The 25,050-nt window shown below is 62.9% G+C and carries 18 protein-coding genes and 1 tRNA gene; 6 read left to right on the forward strand and 13 right to left on the reverse strand.

Features of this window, described 5'->3' with window-relative positions:
- Positions 1-174: 174 nt before the first annotated feature.
- The 4 genes from rpoC to rplJ form a co-directional block, all read right to left on the reverse strand.
- Entirely contained in the window at positions 175-4,398 is a 4,224-nt protein-coding gene (rpoC, locus tag PSAL_RS10240) for a DNA-directed RNA polymerase subunit beta' (RefSeq protein WP_119840827.1), read from the reverse strand.
- 73 nt (positions 4,399-4,471) lie between these two features.
- Positions 4,472-8,608, reverse strand: coding sequence for a DNA-directed RNA polymerase subunit beta (rpoB, locus tag PSAL_RS10245; protein WP_119840828.1), 4,137 nt, complete (start codon positions 8,606-8,608; stop codon positions 4,472-4,474).
- Between the two features lie 292 nt (positions 8,609-8,900).
- Complete coding sequence (gene rplL, locus PSAL_RS10250; RefSeq protein ID WP_119840829.1) at positions 8,901-9,278, reverse strand: 50S ribosomal protein L7/L12; 378 nt, start codon at positions 9,276-9,278, stop codon at positions 8,901-8,903.
- Between the two features lie 72 nt (positions 9,279-9,350).
- Positions 9,351-9,866, reverse strand: a complete 516-nt coding sequence (gene rplJ, locus PSAL_RS10255; protein ID WP_119840830.1) for a 50S ribosomal protein L10 — start codon at positions 9,864-9,866, stop codon at positions 9,351-9,353.
- 477 nt (positions 9,867-10,343) lie between these two features.
- On the opposite strand from rplJ, the gene PSAL_RS10260 reads away from it, so the two are divergent.
- The gene (locus PSAL_RS10260; protein WP_119840831.1) at positions 10,344-11,102 is read left to right on the forward strand and encodes a YkgJ family cysteine cluster protein; all 759 of its coding nucleotides are present in this window, start codon (positions 10,344-10,346) and stop codon (positions 11,100-11,102) included.
- A gap of 842 nt (positions 11,103-11,944) precedes the next feature.
- Here PSAL_RS10260 and rplA read toward each other — a convergent pair.
- From rplA to PSAL_RS10300, 8 genes are all read right to left on the reverse strand, one after another.
- Entirely contained in the window at positions 11,945-12,643 is a 699-nt protein-coding gene (rplA, locus tag PSAL_RS10265) for a 50S ribosomal protein L1 (protein ID WP_119840832.1), read from the reverse strand.
- Between the two features lies 1 nt (position 12,644).
- Complete coding sequence (gene rplK / locus PSAL_RS10270) at positions 12,645-13,070, reverse strand: 50S ribosomal protein L11 (RefSeq protein ID WP_119840833.1); 426 nt, start codon at positions 13,068-13,070, stop codon at positions 12,645-12,647.
- 174 nt (positions 13,071-13,244) lie between these two features.
- On the reverse strand, positions 13,245-13,775 hold the full coding sequence (gene nusG / locus PSAL_RS10275; protein ID WP_119840834.1) for a transcription termination/antitermination protein NusG: 531 nt from the start codon (positions 13,773-13,775) through the stop codon (positions 13,245-13,247).
- Between the two features lie 250 nt (positions 13,776-14,025).
- Positions 14,026-14,217, reverse strand: a complete 192-nt coding sequence (gene secE / locus PSAL_RS10280; RefSeq protein WP_196222895.1) for a preprotein translocase subunit SecE — start codon at positions 14,215-14,217, stop codon at positions 14,026-14,028.
- Between the two features lie 217 nt (positions 14,218-14,434).
- Positions 14,435-14,510, reverse strand: a tRNA-Trp gene (locus PSAL_RS10285).
- A gap of 92 nt (positions 14,511-14,602) precedes the next feature.
- Complete coding sequence (locus PSAL_RS10290; RefSeq protein ID WP_119840836.1) at positions 14,603-15,715, reverse strand: CorA family divalent cation transporter; 1,113 nt, start codon at positions 15,713-15,715, stop codon at positions 14,603-14,605.
- Between the two features lie 267 nt (positions 15,716-15,982).
- Positions 15,983-17,158: an elongation factor Tu gene (tuf, locus tag PSAL_RS10295; RefSeq protein ID WP_196941842.1), complete on the reverse strand. Its 1,176-nt coding sequence runs from the start codon at positions 17,156-17,158 to the stop codon at positions 15,983-15,985.
- Positions 17,159-17,350: 192 nt separating this feature from the next.
- Positions 17,351-18,145 carry a hypothetical protein gene (locus tag PSAL_RS10300; protein WP_196222692.1) on the reverse strand — a complete coding sequence of 265 codons (795 nt, stop codon included), beginning with the start codon at positions 18,143-18,145 and terminating at the stop codon, positions 17,351-17,353.
- 317 nt (positions 18,146-18,462) lie between these two features.
- Here PSAL_RS10300 and PSAL_RS10305 point away from each other — a divergent pair, with 317 nt between their 5' ends.
- The gene (locus tag PSAL_RS10305) at positions 18,463-19,824 is read left to right on the forward strand and encodes a cytochrome P450 (RefSeq protein WP_196222695.1); all 1,362 of its coding nucleotides are present in this window, start codon (positions 18,463-18,465) and stop codon (positions 19,822-19,824) included.
- Positions 19,825-19,970: 146 nt separating this feature from the next.
- Here PSAL_RS10305 and PSAL_RS10310 read toward each other — a convergent pair whose 3' ends face one another.
- Complete coding sequence (locus PSAL_RS10310) at positions 19,971-22,340, reverse strand: DNA topoisomerase IV subunit A (RefSeq protein WP_119837809.1); 2,370 nt, start codon at positions 22,338-22,340, stop codon at positions 19,971-19,973.
- Positions 22,341-22,582: 242 nt separating this feature from the next.
- Here PSAL_RS10310 and PSAL_RS10315 point away from each other — a divergent pair, with 242 nt between their 5' ends.
- From PSAL_RS10315 to PSAL_RS10330, 4 genes are all read left to right on the forward strand, one after another.
- Complete coding sequence (locus tag PSAL_RS10315) at positions 22,583-23,254, forward strand: SH3 domain-containing protein (protein WP_196222691.1); 672 nt, start codon at positions 22,583-22,585, stop codon at positions 23,252-23,254.
- Positions 23,255-23,327: 73 nt separating this feature from the next.
- Positions 23,328-24,179 carry an SDR family NAD(P)-dependent oxidoreductase gene (locus tag PSAL_RS10320; protein WP_119837807.1) on the forward strand — a complete coding sequence of 284 codons (852 nt, stop codon included), beginning with the start codon at positions 23,328-23,330 and terminating at the stop codon, positions 24,177-24,179.
- A gap of 94 nt (positions 24,180-24,273) precedes the next feature.
- Entirely contained in the window at positions 24,274-24,471 is a 198-nt protein-coding gene (locus PSAL_RS10325; RefSeq protein ID WP_119837806.1) for a twin transmembrane helix small protein, read from the forward strand.
- A gap of 1 nt (position 24,472) precedes the next feature.
- Positions 24,473-25,045, forward strand: a complete 573-nt coding sequence (locus tag PSAL_RS10330; RefSeq protein ID WP_119837805.1) for a cob(I)yrinic acid a,c-diamide adenosyltransferase — start codon at positions 24,473-24,475, stop codon at positions 25,043-25,045.
- Positions 25,046-25,050: the final 5 nt, after the last annotated feature.

Here is a 25,050-nt window from a genome sequence, read left to right on the forward strand (position 1 = left end):
CTGTCACGCGCTCCCTCTAATGCCTCAGTCGCGCCGTGGCAACGACTACCCTGCGCAGACCCTGAGTCAGCATGCCCGGGCCCGCGCGACGGCATCCCCCCGGGCCAGGGCCCGGCAACGTAAAAGGCCCCCGGCATGCGGGGGCCTTTCGTGTCTTCATCCGTGAAGGTCGGCTTATTCGCCGGCTTCCGAAGTCGCGGAGGCGCTTTCGATCTGCGGTTCTTCTGCCGAGGGGGCCGCAAGGGCCGCCGCGGCTTCGTCCCGCCGCGCTTCGACGACGACATTGTCGCGCTCCGAAGCGATCCGACGCACCCGCTGGGTTGCCCCACCCGTACCCGCCGGGATCAGGCGCCCGACGATGACGTTTTCCTTCAGGCCGACAAGCTTGTCGCGCTTGCCCTGTACCGAAGCCTCGGTAAGGACCCGCGTGGTCTCCTGGAAGGAGGCCGCCGAGATGAAGGACCGCGTCTGCAGCGAGGCCTTGGTGATCCCCAACAGGATCGGCTGACCGGAAGCAGGGCGCAGACCCTTGTCCTCGGCCTTCTGGTTGGCGGTGTCGAATTCGATCTTGTCGACGTGTTCGCCCTTCAGCAGCGTCGTCTGGCCGCTGTCGAGGATCTCCCACTTCTGCAGCATCTGGCGAACGATCACCTCGATGTGCTTGTCGTTGATCTTCACACCCTGCAGTCGATAGACGTCCTGGACCTCGTCGATCATGTAGTCCGCCAGCGCTTCGACACCCATGATGGCAAGGATGTCATGCGGCGCCGGGTTGCCGTCCATGATGTAGTCGCCCTTCTGAACGAAGTCGCCTTCCTGAACCGGGATGTGCTTGCCCTTGGGCACCATGTATTCCACCGGATCCATGGACTCATCCGCAGGCTCGATCGTGATCCGGCGCTTGTTCTTGTAGTCGCGACCGAAGCGGACGTAGCCGTCGATTTCCGCGATGATGGCGTGGTCCTTCGGACGACGCGCCTCGAAGAGTTCGGCCACACGCGGCAGACCACCGGTAATGTCCTTCGTCTTCGCACCTTCACGCGGGATCCGCGCGACGATGTCACCGATCTTGACGTCCTGGCCGTCTTCGACCGACAGGACCGCATCCACGGACATCGGGTAGGTCACCGGGTTGCCCGCATCGTTGCGGACGGGTTCGCCTTCCGCATCGACGATCAGGATCTCGGGCTTGAGCTCGTTCCCTTTCGGGGCAGCCCGCCAGTCGATCACGATCTTCTGGGTCATGCCCGTCGCGTCATCGGTCTCGTCCCGGACGGCAAGCCCGGAGACAAGGTCGACATAACGCGCGGAACCCGCACGCTCGGCGATGATCGGCAGGGTATAGGGATCCCATTCGAACATCTTGTCGCCGCGCTTGATCGTCTCGCCATGCTTGACGAACAGCTTGGTGCCGTAGCCCAGCTTGTGGCTGGCGCGTTCCTCGCCATGTTCGTCCATGATGCGCAGCTTCATGTTCCGGCCCACAATCAGGATCTCGCCGGCGGCGTTTTCCAGAAGGTTGGCGTTCTCGAACTCGACAATCCCGTCGACCGAGGCCTCGAGGAAGGACTGCTGGCCACCCTGTGCAACGCCGCCGATGTGGAAGGTCCGCATCGTCAGCTGTGTACCGGGTTCACCGATGGACTGGGCCGCGATGATGCCGACGGCCTCGCCCTGGTTGACCATGGTCCCGCGCGCAAGGTCACGACCGTAGCAGGCCGCGCAGACGCCATCTTCGGCTTCACAGGTCAGCGGCGACCGGATGCGCATGGACTGGACGCTTGCGTCCTGGATCATGTCCGCCATCCGTTCGTCGATCAGCTGGCCCTTCTTCAGAAGGACCTCTTCGGTCCCCGGACGCAGCACGTCATCTGCCGTGACACGGCCCAGGATCCGTTCGCCGATCGTCGCCACGACTTCACCGTCGTTGACCGCGTTGGACACGGTGATCGCACGGTCGGTGCCGCAGTCATGCTCGCGGATGATGCAATCCTGCGCCACGTCGACCAGACGACGGGTCAGGTAACCCGAGTTCGCGGTCTTCAGAGCGGTATCCGACAGACCCTTACGGGCGCCGTGGGTCGAGTTGAAGTATTCAAGAACGGTCAGACCTTCCTTGAAGTTCGAGATGATCGGCGTCTCGATGATGTCGCCGTTCGGCTTCGCCATCAGGCCGCGCATCCCGCCCAGCTGCTTCATCTGCGTGACCGAGCCACGCGCACCGGAGTGCGCCATCATGTAGACAGAGTTCGGTTCCATTTCGGCGCCGGACTCGTCGTACTTGGTCGACGAGATCGTCGACATCATGGCTTCGGTGACCTTGTCGTTGCACTTGGACCAGGCATCGACGACCTTGTTGTACTTCTCACCCTGGGTGATGAAGCCGTCCATGTACTGCTGTTCGAAGTCGGTGACCTGACCGCGGGTTTCCTCGACGATCTCCCACTTGTTGTCGGGGATGACCATGTCGTCCTTGCCGAAGGAGATCCCGGCCTTGAACGCTTCGCGGAAGCCCATGCGCATGATCTGGTCACAGAAGATGACCGATTCCTTCTGACCGCAATAGCGGTAGACGGTGTCGATGATCTGCTGGACTTCGCGTTTGCGCAGCAGACGGTTCACCAGGGCGAAGGGTGCCTTGGCGTTCATCGGCAGCAGGGCCCCGAGGCGGACACGACCGGGGGTCGTCTCGAAGCGGACGGTGATCTCGTTGCCTTCTTCGTCGATCTGCTGGATGCGCGCCGTGATATTGGCGTGCAGGTGCACCGCACCGGTATCCAGCGCGTATTGCACTTCGTCGATCGAGGAGAAGACCATGCCTTCACCCTTCATGCCTTCGCGGGCAATCGTGGTGTAGTAGAGGCCAAGGATCATATCCTGCGACGGAACGATGATCGGTGCGCCGTTTGCGGGCGACAGGACGTTGTTCGTCGACATCATCAGGACGCGCGCTTCCAGCTGGGCTTCCAGCGAGAGAGGCACGTGAACAGCCATCTGGTCACCGTCGAAGTCGGCGTTGAAGGCCGAGCAGACCAGCGGGTGCAGCTGAATCGCCTTGCCTTCGATCAGGATCGGTTCGAAGGCCTGGATGCCGAGACGGTGCAGCGTGGGCGCACGGTTCAGCATGACAGGGTGTTCGCGGATCACCTCGTCCAGGATGTCCCAGACTTCGGGGCGTTCCTTTTCGACCAGCTTCTTGGCCTGCTTCACGGTCGAAGACAGACCCTTCGCTTCAAGGCGCGAGTAGATGAAGGGCTTGAACAGCTCCAGCGCCATCTTTTTTGGAAGACCGCATTGATGCAGCATCAGCTCCGGGCCCGTCACGATGACGGACCGACCCGAGAAGTCGACGCGTTTGCCCAAAAGGTTCTGACGGAAACGACCGTGCTTACCCTTCAGCATGTCCGACAGGGACTTCAGCGGGCGCTTGTTGGCACCGGTGATGACCCGGCCACGACGGCCGTTGTCGAACAGGGCATCGACGGATTCCTGCAGCATCCGCTTTTCGTTGCGCACGATGATGTCGGGCGCACGAAGGTCGATCAGACGCTTCAGACGGTTGTTCCGGTTGATGACCCGGCGATAGAGGTCGTTCAGGTCAGAGGTCGCGAAGCGGCCACCGTCCAGCGGCACCAGCGGGCGCAGCTCGGGCGGGATGACCGGGATCACGGTCATGATCATCCACTCGGGGCGGTTGCCCGACTCGAGGAAGGATTCAACGACCTTCAGACGCTTGATGATCTTCTTGGGCTTCAGTTCGCCGGTGGCTTCCGCCAGATCCGCGCGCAGGGTATCGGCTTCGGATTCCAGGTCGATCTGGGCCAGCATCTCGCGGATGGCCTCGGCGCCGATGTTCGCCGTGAAGGCGTCCATGCCGTAGACATCCTGAGCTTCCATGAACTCTTCTTCGGTCATCATCTGGCCATAGGTCAGATCCGTCAGACCGGGTTCGATCACGACGTAGTTCTCGAAGTAGAGCACGCGTTCCAGGTCGCGCAGGGTCATGTCCAGCATCAGGCCGATGCGCGACGGCAGCGACTTGAGGAACCAGATATGCGCCACAGGCGAGGCCAGTTCGATGTGGCCCATGCGTTCGCGGCGGACTTTTTGCAGCGTGACTTCAACGCCGCATTTCTCGCAGACGACGCCGCGATACTTCATCCGCTTGTACTTGCCGCAAAGGCATTCGTAATCCTTGATCGGGCCAAAGATCCGGGCGCAGAACAGGCCGTCGCGCTCGGGCTTGTAAGTCCGGTAGTTGATGGTTTCCGGCTTCTTGATCTCGCCGTAGGACCACGAGAGGATACGCTCGGGAGAGGCCAGCGATACCTTGATCTCGTCGAAGACTTTCGGCGGGGTCAGCGGGTTGAACGGATTGTTCGTCAGTTCCTGGTTCATGTCGTCTTCCTAAATGACAGGGCGGGGAGAGAGGTTGGGGCGGCCTTCGCCGCCCCGGAGTAACGCCAGGCGCTTACTCCTCCTCCTCCGCGTCCAGGAGTTCCATGTTCAGGCCGAGGCCGCGGACTTCCTTCACGAGAACGTTGAAGCTCTCGGGAACGCCCGCTTCGAAGTTGTCTTCGCCCTTGACGATCGACTCGTAGACCTTGGTCCGGCCGGCCACGTCATCCGACTTGACCGTCAGCATCTCCTGCAGGGTGTAGGCGGCGCCATAGGCCTCGAGGGCCCAGACTTCCATCTCACCGAAGCGCTGACCACCGAACTGCGCCTTACCACCCAGCGGCTGCTGCGTGACGAGCGAGTACGGGCCGGTGGAGCGTGCGTGGATCTTGTCGTCGACAAGGTGGTGCAGCTTCAGCAGGTACTTCATGCCCACGGTCACCTTGCGCGCGAACTGCTCGCCCGTCCGGCCATCGAAGAGAACGGACTGGCCGCTTTCGTCGAACCCGGCGCGGCGCAGCGCGTCGTTCACATCGGCTTCCTTGGCGCCGTCGAAGACCGGAGTCGCGATCGGCACACCGCTGGTGACGTTGCCCGCCGCTTCCAGCATCTGGTCGTCGTCCATGACCGAGAAGCCTTCTTCGTAGACATCGTCGCCGTAGGCAATCCGCAGCGCTTCACGCACCGGGGACATGTCGCCCGAGCGACGGTAGTCCTGCAGGGCATCGTCGATCTTCAGGCCGAGGCCACGCGCGGCCCAGCCGGTGTGGGTCTCGAGGATCTGACCGACGTTCATCCGCGACGGCACGCCGAGCGGGTTCAGACAGAAGTCGACCGGGGTCCCGTCTTCGAGGAACGGCATGTCCTCCATCGGAACCACGCGGGAAACAACACCCTTGTTCCCGTGACGACCGGCCATCTTGTCACCCGGCTGAAGCTTGCGCTTCACGGCAATGAAGACCTTGACCATCTTCATCACACCCGGCGGCAGGTCGTCGCCACGACGGACCTTTTCGACCTTGTCCTCGAAACGGGCATCCAGGGCACGCTTCTGCGCCTCGTACTGCTCGTTCAGGGCTTCGACGATCTGGGCTTCCTGGTCGTCTTCCAGGGCAAGCTGCCACCACTGACCACGGCTGAGCATGCCCAGCAGGTCCTCGGTGATCTCGGACCCGGCCTTGACGCCTTTCGGGCCTTTGACAGCCTTCTTGCCAAGCAGCATGTCCTTCAGACGCGCATAGATGTTGCGGTCCAGGATCGCCAGTTCGTCATCGCGGTCACGCGACAGCTGTTCGACTTCTTCGCGCTCGATCTGCAGGGCACGTTCGTCCTTTTCGACGCCGTGACGGTTGAAGACCCGCACTTCGACGACAGTGCCGTAATCGCCCGGCTTCACGCGCAGCGAGGTGTCACGAACGTCCGAAGCCTTTTCACCGAAGATGGCGCGCAGAAGCTTTTCTTCCGGCGTCATCGGGCTTTCGCCCTTCGGCGTGATCTTCCCGACAAGAATGTCGCCCGGTTCCACGTCCGCACCGATGTAGACGATGCCAGCCTCGTCGAGGTTGCGCAGCGCTTCTTCACCGACGTTGGGAATGTCGCGGGTGATTTCTTCCGGACCCAGCTTCGTGTCACGGGCGGCAACTTCGAATTCCTCGATGTGGATCGAGGTGAAGACGTCGTCGCGCGAGATACGCTCGGAGATCAGGATGGAGTCTTCGTAGTTGTAGCCATTCCACGGCATGAAGGCGACGATGATGTTCTTGCCCAGGGCCAGTTCGCCCATGTCCGTGGACGGACCATCGGCAACCACTTCGCCCTTCACGACCTTGTCGCCCACCTTCACCAGCGGACGCTGGTTGATGCAGGTGTTCTGGTTCGACCGCTGGAACTTGCGCATCCGGTAGATGTCGACCCCGGCATCGCCAAGCTCGAGATCCTCGGTTGCACGGATCACGATCCGCTGCGCATCCACCTGGTCGATGATCCCGCCGCGTTTGGCCATGATGGCCGCGCCGGAATCCCGTGCCACGACTTCCTCGATCCCGGTGCCGACCAGCGGCGCCTCGGCCCGCAGAAGCGGAACCGCCTGACGCTGCATGTTCGAGCCCATAAGAGCGCGGTTGGCGTCATCGTTTTCAAGGAACGGGATCAACGAGGCAGCGACCGAGACCAGCTGCTTCGGCGAGACGTCGATCAGGTCCACGTTTTCCGTCGGGGTCAGCGTGTATTCGCCGGCCTGACGGGTGTTGACCATCTCGTTCGTGAAGACGCCGCCGTCATCCAGCGATGCGTTGGCCTGGGCCACCACGTGACGCTGTTCCTCCGTCGCGGACATGTAGTGCACCTCGTCGGTGACCTGCTTGTCCTTGACGACCCGGTAGGGGGTCTCGATGAAGCCGTACTTGTTCACCCGCGCGAAGGTCGCGAGGCTGTTGATCAGACCGATGTTCGGGCCTTCCGGCGTTTCAATCGGGCACATCCGGCCGTAGTGGGTGGCGTGAACGTCACGCACTTCGAAGCCGGCACGTTCGCGGGTCAGACCACCCGGGCCAAGCGCCGAAAGGCGGCGTTTGTGCGTCACTTCGGACAGCGGGTTGGTTTGGTCCATGAACTGCGACAGCTGCGAGGAGCCGAAGAATTCGCGGACGGCCGCGGCCGCCGGTTTGGCGTTGATCAGATCCTGGGGCATGACCGTGTCGATTTCGACGCTGGACATACGTTCCTTGATCGCGCGCTCCATGCGCAGCAAACCGACGCGGTACTGATTTTCCATCAGTTCGCCGACCGAGCGCACACGACGGTTGCCGAGGTGGTCGATGTCGTCGATTTCGCCCTTGCCGTCACGCAGTTCGACCAGCGCCTTGATGCAGGCGACGATGTCTTCGCGATCCAGGGTCCGCTGGGTGTCGGGCTTTTCAAGCGCCAGGCGCATGTTCATCTTGACGCGGCCGACGGCGGACAGGTCATACCGCTCGCTGTCGAAGAACAGCGTGTCGAACAGGTTCGACGCGGCTTCGACGGTGGGCGGTTCACCCGGACGCATGACGCGGTAGATGTCCATGAGCGCGGTGTTGCGGTTCATGTTCTTGTCCATCGCCATGGTGTTCCGCATGTACGGGCCCACGGTGATGTTGTCGATATCCAGCACGGGGATCTCGGTGATCCCGGCATCGATCAGGTCCTTGACGGTCCCGCCGATGATCTCGCCTTCCTTGTCGTATTCCAGGGTCAGTTCGTCCCCGGCTTCGACGTAGATGGCGCCGTTGTCTTCGTTGATGATGTCCTTGGACACGAACTTGCCGACGATGCGGTCGAAGGGCATCAGCAGGTTCTTCACCGCTTCTTCGTCGATCAGCTTCTTGACGGCGCGCGGGGTCACCTTCTTGCCGGCTTCGGCAATGATCTCGCCCGAGTCGGCATCGACAAGGTCATAGGTCGGGCGCGTGCCACGAACGCGCTCGGGGAAGAACTTGGTCACCCAGCCCTGGCCGCGACGGTAGGTGTAGTCAACCGTGTTGTAATAAGCGTCCATGATCGATTCCTGGTCCAGCCCGAGAGCATAGAGCAGGGTCGTCACCGGCAGTTTGCGACGACGGTCGATCCGGGCATAGACATTGTCCTTGGCGTCGAATTCGAAGTCGAGCCAGGAGCCACGGTAGGGAATGATCCGGCAGGCGAACAGCAGCTTGCCCGAGGAGTGCGTCTTGCCCTTGTCATGGTCGAAGAACACGCCGGGCGAACGGTGCATCTGGGACACGATCACACGTTCGGTGCCGTTCACGATGAACGTCCCGTTATGGGTCATCAGGGGCATGTCGCCCATGAAGACATCCTGTTCCTTGATGTCCTTGACCGACTTGGCGCCGGTATCTTCGTCGATATCGAAGACGATCAGACGCAGCGTGACCTTCAGCGGTCCGCTGTAGGTCATGTCGCGCTGCATGCATTCTTCGACGTCGTACTTGGGCTTTTCGAGCTCGTATTTCACGAACTCCAGAACAGCCGTCTCATTGAAATCCTTGATCGGGAACACCGACTGGAAAACACCCTTGATCCCTTCGCCATCGGCGGGGTCAATCTGGTCTCCGGATTTCAGGAAGAGTTCGTAGGAGCTTTTCTGAACCTCGATAAGGTTCGGCATTTCAAGAACTTCGCGAATTTTACCGTAGTATTTGCGAAGACGTTTCTGACCAAGATAGGTCTGAGCCATGACAGAAGTCACCTTTCGTTTCTCATCGGAAGCGCGCGCCGTCGGGGCACCAGCGCACACGTCCCTGCGAGACAGGAGTTCGGATCAATGCCTGACCACCGGCCCAATGGTGGTCTCCCGATTCCGAACCTCCCTGAGGAAGAACCCGGCCGCTCCGACATCGGATAGCGACTGGCCCTTGCTGAGAAAGGTTCGGCTGAACGCGGAATCTCCGCGTTCAGCCCTTTCTTTGCTACCGTAGAAGGAGAACCCCTGCGGTGACAATCCCGTAAGCAGAGCTTCGGGAAGCCAATTACTTGACTTCGACCTCGGCGCCAGCTGCTTCCAGCTTGCCTTTGACTTCTTCGGCTTCTTCTTTCGAGACGCCTTCTTTGACGGCTTTGCCGCCGGCTTCAACGAGCTCTTTGGCTTCTTTGAGGCCCAGGCCGGTGATGGCGCGGACTTCTTTGATGACGTTGATTTTGGAAGCGCCGGCCGATTTCAGGATCACGTTGAATTCGGTTTGCTCTTCCTCGGCAGCGCCACCGGCGTCTGCCGGGCCGGCCATCATGACAGCGCCGCCAGCAGCGGGCTCGATGCCGTATTCGTCTTTGAGGATGGTTTTCAGTTCTTGTGCTTCGAGCAGCGTCAGACCAACGATCTCTTCAGCAAGTTTTTTCAGATCAGCCATTGTGACTCTTTCCGTATATCTAGATGTGTTCCAACGTATGGGTGTGCAACCCTACGCCGGTCTCTTGATTGCTTACGCCGCCGCCTTGTCCTCGATCGTGGACAAGATGGAGGCGATATTCGAAGCAGGGGCGCCAATGGCACCGGCGATGTTGGAAGCGGGTGCGCCGATGCAGCCGACGATGGAAGCGATAAGCTCCTCGCGCGACGGCATTTTCGACACGGCCGCAACACCGGCCCGGTCCAGAGCGTTCTCACCCATTGCGCCGCCAAGAATTTCGAACTTCTTGTTCTCTTTGGCGAAGTCCTCGGCCACCTTGGCTGCTGCCACGGGGTCCTCGGAGAAGGTAAGCACGGTCATGCCCGTCAGGAGGTCAGCAATGCTTGCGCAGGGCTTGTCTTCCAGGGCGATCTTGGCGAGCCTGTTCTTGGCGACACGAACACTGGAACCTTGCTCACGAGCTTTGGCACGCAGTGTCTGCATCTCGGCAACCGTGAGACCGGTGTAGTGGGCAACCACCACAACGCCAGAGCTTTCGAAGATCTGGCCGAGATCGTCGACCACTTTCTCTTTCTGGGCTCTATCCACAGTTTCACTCCAAGTAGGGAGGTTTGACCCTCCGGCTCAATTTTGCCGGAACGAACGTCCCGGCAAGCGGGTCCGTAACGGGTCCGTCCAAGGTCGCCCCAGGTGCCGCATGCGGTTACCTGAAGAAATCTGGTTCTTTCCCGTCTCAGGCAGGAATTATGGATGCAAAAGCGCAGCCACCCACCGTCTTGGACGAATCGCCAAGCCAACCGAATCCCGGATGGCCTGACAGAGCGCGTATCTAAGCGCTTTATCGGCAGATGTGAAGTGTAAATTTTGGATGACCGATACGAACCGGACCCACGGCCACGCTGGACTGCGTCGCCATGATGTCTATTCTGTCGAACCGGGATCAGTGTAATCCGCTTCGCCGCGCGAGACAAGCGGCAGTGCATCCCCCGGCACCGCCCGGTATGATGGACAACAGGATGCGACAAGCAAGCGGCGCGGGGCACCGCAGCCAAAGGGGACACGGGCATGAGGAAAACCACAGGCTCCAAGGGCAAGGTCACCGACATGGCGGCGCTGCGGCGCAAGCTGGCGAAATCCCGCGCCCGCGGCATGCCGAAGTTCCTCGAAGACCGGGGGCGCCGGTTGCTGGATGCCTATCTTGCCACCTCGGATACCGATGGCCGCCCCTTTCGCGCCATGCTGGGCGAACTGGCCTCAGGCGAGGCGGCGCGCAAGCTGGCCGCGATGACGGGCGCCCAATTGCGGTCCGAACGCCCGGAGGAGCTGGAAAACGCCGCCTGCACCACGGGCTGCGCCTTTTGCTGCATCCTGCTGGAAGGCGATGGCGGGCTGATCACCGAAGCCGAAGCGACCACCCTGCACACCGCCCTGGCCCCGCTGACCGGACAGCCCGATGGTCGTGCCTGGAACGCCCATGCCTGCGCCGCGCTCGACCCCGAAACCCGTCTGTGCCGCGCCTATGACGCCCGGCCAACGGTCTGCCGGTCCTTCATCAGTGTGGATGTCGACGCCTGCCGCGAAAACGCCGAGGGCGGCGACGAGGACGGATCCGGGATGCTGGGCAATCACCTCGACTACCTCGCCGTGCTGGCCCTGTCCCGCGACCTGATGCGGGGCACCGCGCTTGTCACGACCTACAGCATGCAGCAGATCACTTCGGCCGCCGTGGACGGAGCTCCTCTGGACACGGCCATGAAGCGCGCCCGCCACAAGAGTAGCGAACTGGAAGATACCTGCGCGGATATTGGCAATTCGCCAAGTTGACGGGGTGAACTGGGCGGCCCCTGCCCCTTGGCCTCTCCGCCTATTCATCACCGCAACAGAGCTAAAGCCATTCTCCTCAGGTTCGATCAGTGTCAGCTTGGAGCCCGTCCCCCCTTTTGCGCAACGCCGACCCGGCTCTTAGAATAACATCTTGTAGACATTACCGTTCGTGTCCTTGGCGATCCCATACCCATTGGCGGTGCCACTACCGGTGAAAAACTCAACGTCAAACCTTGTATTGTCAGAACAGGTAGCGAAAGCCTGTCCTTTATTCACGCCCGGCACGCTTCCGACGGTCGTGGAGTAGCCAGCTACTGCGCCATATTGGGCGAAGAGCGTTCCGGTTGACACGCTCGCATACTGGGGTGCCACGGAGGACCACTTCCCCGAACAAGCAGCTCCGTTTGGCATCGAAAAGTTAAAGTTCCCGGTGTTTCCAGCTATTCCGTCAACCGTCGCGACCAGAGTTGGCACTGGGTCTTTTTCGGTCAGAGGTCCCGAGACTGGATACAGGTTCGCCGTTGTCGAACACGCTGCTAGGCCAAGAAAAAACGCACACGAAAGTCGATTAATCATCAGAGTTCCTTTTCAAATAAACCTCCCTCCAAAGCGCTCCTTCTGCACCAAAGGATGGATTTCCCGAAATTGCATCATCTTTACTTGGGATTACCCGACTGCCTGCATTCGATCAACAAGGCCGACACTTTACGAAAGCTATGTACCGGCTCTCAGTTTTGCCCCGCACAGCCAGCCGTCCCGCGCCCATTCAGGAACCCTTCCCCCCGCGAAACGAAAAAAGGCGGCCCCAAAGGACCGCCTTTTCCAATTCTATCCGGGTCGGATCAGTTGCCGGTGGCCGAGCTGATGTCGACCGAGACGCCCGGGCCCATCGAGGAGCTGAGCGAGACCTTTTGCAGATAGGCGCCCTTGGCACCGGTCGGCTTGGCCTTGGACACTGCATCCACGAAGGCACGGATGTTTTCGACCAGCTTGGCTTCGTCGAAGGAGGCCTTGCCGACGCCGGCGTGCACGACACCGGCTTTTTCCGCCTTGAACTGGACTTCGCCGCCCTTGGCCGCTTTCACGGCGTCAGCGACGTCCATGGTCACGGTGCCGACCTTGGGGTTCGGCATCAGGTTGCGCGGGCCGAGGATCTTGCCGAGACGACCGACGACGGGCATCATGTCCGGGGTGGCGATGCAACGATCGAAATCGAGCTTGCCGCCCTGGATGGCTTCCATCAGGTCTTCCGCGCCGACGATGTCTGCGCCAGCCGCGGTGGCTTCGTCTGCCTTGGGGCCACGGGCGAAGACGGCAACGCGCACGTCCTTGCCGGTGCCGTTCGGAAGACCGACCACGCCACGGACCATCTGGTCCGCGTGACGGGGGTCAACGCCGAGGTTCAGCGAGATTTCAACGGTTTCGTCGAATTTCGCGGTGGCATTGGCTTTCACCAGGGCCACGGCTTCCTCGACGGTGATGTCTTCCTTGCCGGCGAAGGCTTCGCGAGCGGCGCGGGTACGTTTACCGAACTTTGCCATCTTACTTAACCTCGATGCCCATGGAGCGGGCGGAGCCCAGGATGATCTGCATTGCGCCTTCGATGTCGTTGGCGTTCAGATCTTTCATTTTCGCCTCGGCGATTTCCTTCACCTGGGCTGCAGTCACCGTACCGGCGGTCTGCTTGCCGGGGGTGTTGGCACCGGACTTCAGCTTGGCGGCCTTCTTCAGGTAATAAGACGCGGGAGGCGTCTTGATTTCCATGGTGAAGGACTTGTCCTGGTAATAGGTGATCACGGTCGGGCACGGCGCGCCGGGCTCCATTTCCTGCGTCTTGGCGTTGAACGCCTTGCAGAATTCCATGATGTTGATACCGCGCTGACCGAGGGCGGGACCCACGGGCGGCGACGGGTTTGCCTTACCGGCAGGCACTTGCAGCTTGAGGCTGCCTACGAGCTTCTTGGCCATGAGCCATCTCCTTTGTCATCGGTGCATGAAATCACGCACCCTACGAGGCAACCGACGCGTCGGCGCCTCGTCTGCTAGCGCGGTGCGGTCCGGACACGCGTGCCCTCGCCTCCCGCGAACGATGCCGGCCCTGCCCCGGCGGGACGCGTCACTGAGGACGCGTCGTGACGCAGGTCATTGCTTGCCGACCTGCGTGAATTCCAGTTCGACCGGGGTTTCGCGGCCGAAGATCGAGACCGAGACCTTGAGACGCTGGTTGTCCTCGTCGACCTCTTCGATCATGCCGTCGAAGCCTTCGAACGGCCCGTCGTTGACCTTCACCTTTTCGCCGATCTCGAAGTGGATCAGGGTCCGGGGGGCGTCTTCGCCTTCCTGGACACGGTTCAGGATCTGGTTCACCTCTGCATCACGCATCGGCATCGGGCGCCCCTGCGGACCAAGGAAGCCCGTCACGCGGTTGATCGAGTTGATCAGGTGATAGCCCTGATCCGACATCTCCATATGCACCAGCACGTAGCCGGGCATGAAGCGGCGCTCTGCGGTCACTTTCTTGCCGCGGCGCACTTCGATCACTTCTTCGGTCGGTACGAGCACTTCGTCGATCTGGTCTTCAAGACCTTTCTCCTCGACGCTCGTCCGGATCTGCTCGGCGATCTTCTTTTCGAAGTTCGAGAGGACCGAGACCGAGTACCACCGTTTCGCCATGTCGCAACGACCCTTGTATTCCGTTCGGCCCTGCGGCCGGTTTCTGTCTTGTCGGACGAGAGGTTCCCGTCCTGTCCCGAACGGGTCACCCCATCCGCAATCTGCCTTGCCCCAATAGAAAATCGGCGCGAGGCTCGAATCGCCGCGCGCCATATTGAGGGAACAGGGCGTCACATACAAAGATGCGCCGCCGCTTGCAAGCCTGTCGACCGGTGATCACCGCGCCAGCCGGCCTGCCTGTTGCCCGGTGTCAGCCGAACAGGCCCAGGATACCTTGCAGACCGGCGCGGATGCCGACGTCGACCAGGGCAAAGAAGACCGCCGTCAGCGCCGCCATGACGAAGACCATGATCGTCGTCAGCAGCACCTCGCGCCGGGTGGGCCAGGTAACCTTGCCGATCTCGGCACGGGTCTGCTGGATGAATTGCAACGGGTTCGCCATGGGTGGCATCCTCGGATCATTAAATCTCGGGGCACGGGGCCGGCCCGCGCGGTTCGGGGTGACATACGCCGCCCGCCCGCGCTTTTCAAGCCATCCGCTACGGTGACGGGGACGCGACGAGGTGCCGCGCGCAACGGGACCGGAAAACACCCCCTGCGCCACAAGGCAACATCCCCCGGAGGGCGGTGCGTTCAACAATGCCTTGAAGGAGGCGGACTGGCAGGGGCTGAGGGACTCGAACCCACGACCCTCGGTTTTGGAGACCGATGCTCTACCAACTGAGCTAAACCCCTAGTCCGTGGCCGGGGATAGGCCAGCGGCGCGCGAAGATCAAGAGGCCCCACGCCCCGGACCCCGGATTTTTCGCCTGCCCTCGCGCCAATCATCACTCCATCCAGTGGAACCAGCGCAGGATCACCACCAGCACGCCGGCAAAGGCCACCAGCCCGGCGGTCACGAACCAGAAGGCATCGACTTCGCGGGCGCCGGGAATGCCTTCGACGTTGATCCCCAGCAAGCCGGTCACGAAGGTCAGCGGCAGGAATACCCCCGAGATCACCGCGAGGATGTACATGTGCCGGTTCAGCCGGTCCGACAACTGCCCGGTCAGGTCGTCGCGCAGCACGACAAGGGAATCCCGCAGCTCGTCCACGTTTTCCGACAGGCGGCGCATGCGGGCGTGATTCTCTGATATCTGGCGCAGGTCGCGATCCAGCAGCAGCGGACTGCCGCTGGACAGCAGCGCCCCGAGCGCCTCTGCCTGAGACGGCGCATGGCGGCGCAGTTTCACCACGCCAAGGCGGCGTGCGGCGATCTCCCGGCGCAGGGCCGGGTCGGGCTGTTCGACCACATTGGCCTCCAGCGCGTCGACCTGATCTTCCAGCGCCTCGACCACCGGTTCCAGCTGGTCGGCAAGGCGACGCACGATCGCGGCGATGAAGGCCCCCGGCGTGGTCGGCGCATCGCCATGGGCGACCAGATGCGTTACTTCGTCCAGGGCATGCACCGGGTCGTTGGACAGGGTCACGATTGCCTTGTCGTCGACCCAGATACGCAGGGCGATCATGTCGAGCGGATCAGCCCCGGCGATGACATTGATGCTGCGCAGGACGATGAACAGCCCACCGCCGACCCGTGTCGCACGGGAATGGGCATCGGGACGGGTCAGCCCGTCGATCACCCAATCCTCCAGATCCGGCAGATGGGCGCGCAGCCAGTCGCGCGCACCCGGAGACCGGTCGTCCAGATGTGCCCAGGTAAAGACCGGGCTGGCCAGGTCCGAACCGATGCCGATGGGATCCAGCGCCCGCCCCCTGTCCTGCCCGGCCAGCACATAGGCGCAATGCAGGCAGTCCTGCGGCAGGCCGTCTGGGGCTTCGGGTATCGTGTGTTGCGGCCGAGGTGTCGATGTGTCGCCGGACACCAGATTTTCGGCGGTATCGGCATCGGCGGTTTCGGGATCCGCCCTGCGGTCGTCGGAAGACTTTTCTGTGGTCATATTCCTCCGCCCCGGTTGCGGGACGCCCCCTGATGCGGAACGCAATTTGCGGCAAGTTATCGCATGACCGCCCCGAAATCGCGGGCTTATTCCATGTCGGTACGCGAAAATCTCCCCCGATCGCCTGGCCGCGCAAAAATGGGAAGATCCGGCATCGAGGGCCGCGCTCAAGACGGCGAAAAGAAAACGAGCGGCCCTTTTCAGGAACGCTCGTCTGATCTTGCCAGGCAAAGGCACGCGCTCCGGGACCGGAGCGCGCCAGAGGCCTTACTCGATGATTTTCGAGACGACGCCCGACCCGACGGTCCGGCCACCTTCACGGATGGCGAAGCGCAGGCGCTCTTCCATCGCGATCGGGGCGATCAGTTCGACTTCGAACTTCAGGTTGTCGCCGGGCATGACCATTTCCGTGCCCTCGGGCAGGTTGACGGTGCCGGTGACGTCCGTGGTCCGGAAGTAGAACTGCGGGCGGTAGTTGGCGAAGAACGGCGTGTGACGGCCGCCTTCATCCTTCGTCAGGATGTAGGCTTCGGCTTCGAACTTGGTGTGCGGGTTCACCGACTTGGGCTTGCAGAGAACCTGACCACGTTCGACACCTTCACGGTCGATGCCGCGCAGCAGAACGCCGACGTTGTCGCCCGCTTCCCCACGATCCAGCAGCTTGCGGAACATTTCCACACCGGTGCAGGTCGTTTTCTTGGTGTCCTTGATGCCGACGATTTCCAGTTCGTCGCCGACGTTGACAACGCCACGCTCGACACGGCCGGTCACAACCGTACCACGACCGGAGATCGAGAACACGTCTTCGATCGGCATCAGGAACGGCTGGTCGATCGCGCGCTCGGGCTGCGGGATGTAGTCATCCACGGCCGCCAGCAGTTCACGGATCTTGTCTTCGCCGATCGCGTTGTCGCGGCCTTCCAGAGCGGCCAGGGCCGAACCGGCGATGACCGGGATGTCGTCGCCCGGGTATTCGTAGGCCGACAGCAGCTCGCGGATTTCCATTTCGACCAGCTCGAGAAGCTCTTCGTCGTCGACCTGGTCAACCTTGTTCATGAAGACGACCATGGCGGGGATACCCACCTGGCGACCCAGCAGGATGTGCTCGCGCGTTTGCGGCATGGGGCCGTCAGCGGCGTTCACGACCAGGATCGCACCGTCCATCTGGGCGGCACCGGTGATCATGTTCTTCACGTAGTCGGCGTGGCCGGGGCAGTCGACGTGCGCGTAGTGACGGTTTTCCGTCTCGTATTCCACGTGCGCGGTCGAGATCGTGATGCCACGGGCCTTTTCTTCCGGCGCGCCATCGATCTGGTCGTAGGCCTGGAAGTCGCCGAAGTATTTCGTGATCGCAGCCGTCAGCGTCGTCTTGCCGTGGTCAACGTGACCGATCGTGCCGATGTTGCAGTGCGGTTTGCCGCGTTCGAACTTTGCCTTGCCCATACTGAGGCGCCTCTATGCTTGGGGGCCATCGGCCCGATTTCACTCCGGGCGCGATTTATTAAGTCCGGGCAGGAAAATCAAGCGTCTCTTGATCGCTTTCCGGTCTCCTGGGCCTTGTCTGTCACGGTCCGACACGCGGGACCCCAGCGGCAGTCCTGCCTTGGGGTCCGGCCGTGGCACCAACCAGATGGCCTAGTTCGCCAGTGCGCCCGCCGCTTCGTCGGACACGTCCGGGCTCACGGTCTCGGCCAGGGGCGCCGGGGCATCGACGCCCGCCGCAGCAGCCGCAAGATCACCGGCATCGGTCAGGCTGCCCTCTTCGGGGACCACCGCGCCACTTTCAGTGGCTTCGGCTGCGGCATTGGCGGCTTCCATTTCCTTGACGTCATAGACCACGCCCTCGCCGAAATAGCGTGGTGTTTCAGCCACTTCGACATCTGCCGTCGTCGCGGCTATCGCCTCTGTGCCGGGTTCGGGGGTGAACCATTCGGGGTTTTCCTGCAGCCAGTTCTGAATTTCCTTGGCGACATTGCGGGTCAACTCGTGCAGCTGTTCTTCCTTGGACATCGTCAGCCCGGTGCCCAGGATGAAGGAATCCCCACCGAAGCTTTCCAGCACCTCGATGGTCTTGGGAACCTCGTTCAGCTTCGCATTGGCCTGATCGTCCCAGACCGTCACCTTGGTGATCAGCGCCGAACGTGGTTTCAGCAGCAGCGGGATACCGGCCATGGCGACAACATAGCCTTCGACGGAAATCCCGATGTGGTAAAGACCCGTGCCGTCATAGCGGCGGAAACGTTCTTCCATTGCGCCGGTAAGCGCCTGGATCATCTCCTCTTCGCCGACATCGCGGGAAAACGGTCCCTTGCGCATCTTCGAAGCCACCACGACGTCATGGCCAAGTCGGAAATCCCCAAGATCCACCATCGGCTCATGCAGGTCGTTCGCATTGGTGCAGGCGCTCAGGACAAGCAGCGTCGCGGCCATGATGGCAGCAGGGAATCGACGGACAGAGCGGATGCGGTGCATTGGACCCCCGGAAGTGTTTGCGCGTCCGTCGGGCATAGCCGATAGGCGTACCCTTTTCAATTGAATGGGACGTCAATCGCGCAGGATCTCCGCCGTCATGTCCTGCTCGCTTCAGGAACCTGCTGCGCGGCGCGCGCCCCTGCCCGGAATTGCCCCGCCGGACCGTCCGGCCTAGGCTGCTGTGAACGCGATGGAAGGAAAGCCCCATGTCCGACAAAGCGGCCCCGCACGATGCAGAGAACGACCGCCCGGATGCCTCGACCGTTGCCGGGGACATGGGTGACGCCCCACGCCTGCCTGTCCGCGTTCCACTGGTGACACAACCACTGGGGCTGCTCGGTTCGCTGCGTGCTGCCCGGCGCAACGTGCTGGAAATCCTGCCCGAGCTTGCGGTGAAACAACCCATCGTCTCCGGAAGGATGGGGATCCGCTGGCACATGGTGATGGATCCGGAGGCCCTGCGCCGGGTGCTGATCGAAAAGCTCGATGATTATCCGAAATCCGATGTCACCAAGAACCTGCTGCGCCCCGCTATCGGGGAAAGCCTGTTCATTTCAGAAGGCGCCCACTGGCGTTGGCAGCGCCGGGCCGCCGCGCCGGTCTTCTCGCACCGCAATGTCGCCGGCCTCGGCCCGGTGATGACCCGGGCAGCGGAATATGCCTGCCGACGGATCGCCGCCCAGGGGACGGCCCCGGTGAACCTTGCGGACGAGATGGTACGTGCCACCTATGAAGTGATAGCCGATGTGACCTTTTCCGGCGGAAAGGCCTTTGACCGCGACGCCGTCCACCGCGCGATCGAAACCTATATCGCCGAAGCCGGGCGCGTCAGCCTGTTCGACATCCTCGGCCTGCCCGGCTGGATCCCGCGACCGGGACGGCTGTTCTCTTCGCGAACCTTGAGGCAGATGAAAGCGGTGGCCGACGACGCGATCGACAGTCGCCGCGCGCGCGACACCCCGCCAGGGACCCCGGATCTGATGGACCTGCTACTGGCCGCCGAGGACCCGCAAACCGGGCGGCGCATGAATGACCGCGAACTGGCCGACAATCTGCTGACCTTCATTGTCGCGGGACATGAGACAACGGCACTGACCCTTGGCTGGGCCCTCTACCTCTGCGCCTTCGACCCCGCGATCCAGAAGGCGGCCGCGACCGAGGCCATCGCCGTCCTGCAAGACCGCGCCGCCACCCCCGCTGACCTCGACGCCCTGCCCCTGACCCGCCAGATCATAGATGAAACCCTGCGCCTCTACCCGCCCGCCGGGATCATTTCGCGCAGTGCGCAAGCACCTGACAGGCTGTGCGACCGCGACATCCGCCCCAAAGACACGATCATCCTCCCGATCTACGCCCTGCATCGCAACCGGCTACTCTGGAGGGATCCAGACCGCTTCGACCCCGCACGCTTTGCGGATCGCAAGACCATCCCGCGCTTTGCCTACCTGCCCTTCGGCGATGGCCCCCGCGTCTGCATCGGCGCCACCTTCGCCCTGCAGGAAGCGGTCATCCTTCTCGCCACCCTGTTGTCACGATTCCGCTTTTCCGAGATCCCCGGCCGCAGCCCAAATCCGGTGATGATCCTCACCCTGCGCGCCGAAGGCGGTGTCTGGCTGAACGTCAGCCCCCGACACTGACCTGCATCGTTTCCCTGTCCCAAATATCCTCGCCGAAGGCTCGTTCCGAAGGAACGACTTGCCCCGGACAAGGTCCGGGGCAACGCTCCGCGGGGGATATTTGAAACAGGGAAACGGGCGCGAGGCGGACCGGTGCGCCTCGCGGATCAGTTGAAGCGATTGTCCCGTGGGAAGCCGCGGGGCGCCATGCGGCCAATTCCGGCGCGCTTGCCGATCCATTCCCCAAGCTCGGTTTCCGTGCGGGTTCGGCCGGCGGGGTCGTGCCAGGACAAGCCGTCGGCCAGCGGGAAAGTGGTCAGGTCCGAAAGGCCGCCGTCCTTGTATTTCTGCAGCCGCACGCCCTTGCCGCGGCCAAGCTCGGGCAGCTCTTCAATAGGGAAGACAAGCACCTTGCGGTTTTCGCCCACACAGGCGACGTGATCGCCCCAGACGGGTTTGGCAAGCAGTGCGCGGACGCCGTCCTTGACGTTCAGGACCTGGCGGCCGGTGCGGGTCTGGGCCAGGACTTCATCTTCGGACACGAGGAAGCCGTCCCCGGCAGTGGAGGCGACCACGAGCTTGGCGCCGGGGCGGTGGATGCGGATCTCGACGATCTCGGATTCGTTAGGCAGGTCGATCATCAGACGCAGGGGTTCGCCCATGCCGCGCCCGCCGGGCAGGTTCGAGGCCTGCATCGTGTAGAAGCGCCCGTTGGAGCCGAAGACAAGCAGTTTGTCTGTGGTTTCCGCATGGAACAGGAACCGTCCTTCGTCACCGTCCTTGAACTTCAGCTTTTCGGTCTGAGACAGGTCGATATGCCCCTTCATTGCCCGGATCCAGCCCATTTTCGAGCAGACCACGGTGATCGGTTCCCGCTCGATCATCGCCTCGACCGGGACTTCCTCGGCCTCGGCGGCGGCTTCGATCAGGGTGCGGCGGGCACCGCCGAAGTAATCCTTGCCAAAGCTCTTGCGGGTCTCGCGGATCTGCTCGGCAATCCGGGTCCACTGGCGCTCCGGGCTGGCCATCAGGTCTTCGAGACCGGCACGTTCGGCCATCAGCGCGTCGCGTTCCCGGACAAGTTCAAGTTCCTCAAGCCGCCGCAGGGAGCGCAGGCGCATGTTCAGGATGGCTTCGGTCTGGACCTCGGTCAACTCGCCTTCGGTATCGATCCCGACGGGTGTGACGTAATCGGCCTCGTCCCGTGCACGCCCCCGCTTGAGGCTCCAGTTTTCCAGCATCAGCGCGGTCTTGGGTTCGTCGTCATAGCGGATGATGTCGATCACCCGGTCGAGGTTCAGGAAGGCGGTGATGAAGCCTTCCAGCACTTCCAGCCGGTGGTCGATCTTGGCCAGCCGGTGCGCGCTGCGCCGCTGCAGCACGTCGCGCCGGTGGTCGAGGAAGGCGCGCAGCACTTCCTTCATCGAGCAGACCTTGGGCGTCAGCCCGTCGATCAGCACGTTCATGTTCATCGAGAACCGCGTTTCCAGATCGCAATTGCGGAACAGCAGGTTCATCAGAACCTCGGGATCCACGGTCTTGGCGCGGGGTTCCAGCACCAGGCGGATGTCCTCGGCGCTTTCGTCACGCACATCCGCCAGAATCGGGATGCGCCGGGTCTGGATCAGATCCGCGATCCGCTCCACCAGCTTGGATTTCTGCACCTGGTAGGGGATCTCGGTGACCACGATCTGCCATGTGCCGCGGCCAAGGTCCTCTTTTTCCCACTTGGCGCGCAGCCGCATGGAGCCGCGCCCCGTGGCATAGGCCCTGGCAATGTTCTCGGGCGCCTCGACCAGCACGCCGCCAGTGGGGAAATCAGGGCCGGGCACGTATTGCAACAGGGTCTCGTCCCGCGCATCCGGGGTCTTGATCAGATGCAGGCAGGCATTGCACAGCTCGGCGATGTTATGGGGCGGGATATTGGTCGCCATCCCCACCGCGATCCCAGAGGAGCCGTTGGCCAGCAGGTTCGGGAAGGACGCGGGCAGCACCACCGGCTCTGTCAGGGTACCGTCGTAATTGTCGCGGAAATCAACCGCGTTTTCGGTCAGCCCCTCCATCAGGGCCTCGGCGACGGCGGTCAGTCGCGCCTCGGTGTAGCGCGAGGCCGCCGGGTTGTCCCCGTCGATATTGCCGAAGTTCCCCTGCCCGTCGACCAGCGGGTAGCGGACGTTGAAATCCTGCGCCAGCCGGGCCATCGCGTCATAGATCGCCGTGTCGCCATGGGGGTGGTAGTTCCCCATCACGTCGCCCGAGATCTTGGAGCTTTTGCGGAACCGCCCGTTCGGCGCCAGCTTCAGCTCTCGCATCGCGTATAGGATGCGCCGATGCACCGGCTTCAGCCCGTCGCGGGCATCGGGCAGGGCGCGGTGCATGATCGTCGACAGCGCATAGGTCAGGTAGCGGTCGCCAATGGCACGGCGCAGCGGTTCGGCCAGCAAGGCTTCGCCACCTCCGGAACCTGAACCGGAGTCGGGGCTGGAACCGGGGCCGCTTGCGGGGCCGATCTTGGGGTCTTCGGGCGTATCCGTCATAGATGGTGTGATACCTGCGGCGTCGGGGCGGGTAAAGCGGCGAGATGGGCCCAACGGGTCTTGCGCCGCATTTTCCGTAGCCATCCCGCCCCGGTGCCGCAACGCGGGCCTTTGCCGGCCTGTGAACCATCGCCTTGAGGCCCCCAGCCCGCAATCGGCGCGCGATGCAGGCGCATTTCCTACGTACTGGCGGGAACCAGCCGAGCCCCAACCGGTTATGTTCACAATCAAGGGAGCCAAATATGCCGCAATTCGCCATCCTCGCTACAGTCGCCTTGTTCGCCGCCTTCTACCAACTGAGCGGAGGATCGGATTTCCAGCCCGGATGGCCCGAAGGCACAGGTCCCGGTTCCATCGGTCCCGCATCCCTCAATCCGGCGGTCGAGACCTTGGCGCAGGCCGATTCTCCGTCCCCGGAAGTCTCCCAGCCCATTAGGGCCGCTACCGCCGCTCCGGTCGCAACCCCGGCCGCCGAACCGGCGATGGTCCAGACCGTTGGCTTCGCCGCTGCGTCCGGCAATGCACAGGTAGTGCAGGCGGTTCAGCACAGCGAAGGGGCTGCACCGGAACAACCCACACTGCAGATTTCGGCCCGCACGCAGGCGATCATCGAACGCCAGAGCCTGGCACGCCGCCAATCCGTGGAACGCGTGCAGGCCGCCGCCGAAGCGGCGCATGAGGCCAAGCTTGCTTCCCAACAAGACGCACCGCAGGGCGCGGACATGCGGCAGGTCAGCGGCGACCGGGTGAACCTGCGCTACGGGCCGGGCACACGGTTTTCGATCCTCACCACGCTTGAAGAAGGCGACAAGGTCGAGGTCATCGCCTCGGAAGGCGATTGGGTGCAGTTGCGCGTGCCGGAAACCGGGCGCACGGGCTGGATGGCCAATTCCCTGGTGACCGACGCGGGCTGACCATAGCGCCCCGCGCCCGCCCTCTTGCCCCTCTCCCCCTTGCCCCGTCGTTCATCGCCATGCACAACGGGGCATGACCCATACCCCCCGGAAGACGATCCTCATCACCGGCTGTTCGTCGGGCATCGGGCACGACGCTGCCCGCGGGCTGAAAGCTCAGGGCTGGCGGGTCTTTGCCTCGGCCCGCAAGGCGGAAGATGTCACGCAGCTGGCCGAAGCGGGGTTCGAAGCTTTGCGCCTCGATTACGCCGATCAGCCGAGCATCGAAGCCGCCGTTGCCGAAGTGCTGAAGCGTTGCGACGGCGCGCTGGATGCTGTGTTCAACAATGGCGCCTATGCGATCCCCGGCCCGGTCGAGGATATCAGCCGCGTCGCCATGCGCGCCCAGTTCGAGACCAATTTCCTGGGCCCCCACGCCCTTACCCGGGCGGTCCTGCCCGCCATGCGGCGGCGTGGGACAGGCCGGATCGTCAATTGTTCTTCTGTCCTGGGGCTGGTCGCCGCCCCGTGGCGCGGACCGTACAATGCGTCGAAATTCGCGCTCGAGGGGCTGACGGATACGCTGCGGGTCGAACTGGAAGGCTCCGGCATCCATGCGATCCTGATAGAACCGGGGCCGATCCGCACCGATTTCCGCAAGAACGCCATCGCCGCCTTTGAAAAATGGGTGGATTGGGAGGCTTCGGAACGGGTGGAGGAATACCGCAACGGTTTGCTCGACAAGCTCTACAAGCGGGGCCCGGGCAGCGAAAAGGCCGATCGGTTCGAACTGGGCCCCGAGGCGGTCACCGCCAAGCTGATCCGCGCGCTGGAAGACCCCCGGCCCCGCGCGCGCTATATGGTCACCACGCCGACCTACGCCGCTGCGGCGATGCGCCGCCTGTTGCCCGCGCGCATGATCGACAGGCTGGTCCGCAACGCCTGAGAGGCGCCGAAAGCCGATCGGACCGGATTTTCCGGTTCGCTTTCACCGCCCGCCCCCTTACATCCGGGGGCAGAGAAAAACCAAGGAGACCGCCATGGGCAATGATCCGCTTTTCCTGGTTGCCGGGGCCGCCGTGCTTCTGGTGGCCGTGATCCTTGTCATGGGGATCGCCAATTTCGCCCGCAGCGGAGACCCCAAGCGGTCCAACAAGCTGATGCAGGCGCGGATCATCGCGCAATTCGCTGCCGTGGCGGGAATCCTGCTGTTCGTGCTGCTGCGCAAAGGGGGCTGACATGGTCGTTCTGTCGAAAATCTACACCCGTACCGGCGACGCCGGGGATACCGCGCTTGGCGATGGCAGCCGGGTGCCCAAACCGTCGCTGCGGGTCGAGGCCTATGGCACGGTGGATGAAACCAATGCGACCCTGGGGCTGGCCCGACTGCATGCCGATGGCGACATGGATGCGGCCCTGGCGCGCATCCAGAACGATCTGTTCGACCTCGGCGCCGACCTGTGCCGCCCGGATATGGCCAGCGACGCCGCCGCCGAATACACGCCGCTGCGCATGGTGGCCTCGCAGGTTGACCGCCTGGAAGCCGAGATCGACGCGATGAACGCCGACCTGTCCCCCCTGCGCAGCTTCGTCCTGCCCGGCGGGTCTGCGCTGGCGGCGCATCTGCACCTGTGCCGTACAGTCTGCCGCCGCGCCGAACGCCTGTCGGTGGCGCTGATGGGCGAAGGCGATTGCAACCCGGCGGCGGTCAAGTACCTGAACCGCCTCAGCGACTGGTTCTTCGTCGCCTCGCGCGCGGCCAATGACGGCGGCGCGGGCGATGTCCTGTGGGTGCCGGGGGCGACGCGCTAGGCGTC

This window comes from Pseudooceanicola algae (assembly GCF_003590145.2).
GTDB classification, from domain to species: domain Bacteria; phylum Pseudomonadota; class Alphaproteobacteria; order Rhodobacterales; family Rhodobacteraceae; genus Pseudooceanicola; species Pseudooceanicola algae.